General features: G+C 65.5%; 1 pseudogene. It reads left to right on the plus strand.

What is annotated here, in order from left to right:
* Positions 1 to 136: 136 nt before the first annotated feature.
* Positions 137 to 748, plus strand: a pseudogene (locus tag ACLQ25_RS32655) (IS701 family transposase); the annotation flags it as partial.
* Positions 749 to 1160: the final 412 nt, after the last annotated feature.

Consider the following 1160-nt stretch of genomic DNA (forward strand, 5'->3'; position numbering starts at 1 on the left):
TCTATACCGGAGCTCCGCTGCCTCGTCTCCACGACACGCTTGACGGCCTACCGAAACGCCTAACTGAACGGCGTTGGTACTAGTACTGCAACGGCAGTAGGCGAATCGAGTTCACCTCGCGTTCGTTGGTCCGACTGTGACGGACGTTGATGTCGATCAGTGGCGTGGGGAGTTGGACCGGCTGCATGCCCGGATCGGACCCAGGTTTCGCCGGTCGGAGCCGCGGCTGCGGGTCCGTCAGTACCTGTGTGGGCTGGTCTCTGGTCTAGGTCGCAAGAACGGCTGGACCTTGGCTGAGCAGGCCGGTGAGGTGTCGCCGGACAGGATGCAAAGGTTGTTGCGGTGGGCGGACTGGGACGTCGACGCCGTCCGCGACGACGTTCGGGACTACGTGGTCGAGCACCTCGGCGACCCGGCCGGCGTCCTGATCGTCGACGACACCGGGTTCCTGAAGAAGGGCACCCGGTCGGCCGGAGTGCAGCGCCAGTATTCCGGCACCGCCGGGCGGACGGAGAACTGCCAGGTCGGAACATTCCTGGCCTACCGTTCCGTGAAGGGTCACGCGCTGATCGATCGGCAGCTCTACCTGCCGGCGTCGTGGACCGATGACCGGGATCGGTGCAGGGCTGCGGGGATCCCGGACGAGGTGCAGTTCGCCACGAAGGTGCAGATGGCTCGGGACATGCTGGGCCGCGCCTTCGACGCCGGGGTGCCGGTCGGGTGGGTGACGATGGACGAGGCCTACGGCGCCCACCGAGGTCGTGCACCTGGCCGGGCTTGCCCCGAGGCTCACGCCGGTGGGATGAACTACCTCCAGCGCCACGTTCCGCGGAACATCCTGAGCGACGGTCGCACCGGGACCCGTGTTCGAATCCGAATGGTCCTGACCGTGTCGGTTCGAATGCTGGCTGCCTGATGTCGTTTCCGATACCGATGTAACCCCAACGACATCAGTCTGGTGTCCGGACGCAGGGAGGCTAGATCTAGTGATTGAACTTGTCACGACACGGAAGAGGTCGTCTGACGGCCGTCTTTCAGGAGCATCGCGGAGTGTCCGACCGTTTCGCCGGCTGCAAATCGCTGTGGTGGCCGTGTTGACGGCGATGGTCGGCGGCATCGCGGTCCGTCCCGGGCCGGCCGCTGCCGCCACCAGTCAGTTC

This window comes from Micromonospora sp. DT44 (assembly GCF_049841635.1).
Taxonomy (GTDB): domain Bacteria; phylum Actinomycetota; class Actinomycetes; order Mycobacteriales; family Micromonosporaceae; genus Micromonospora.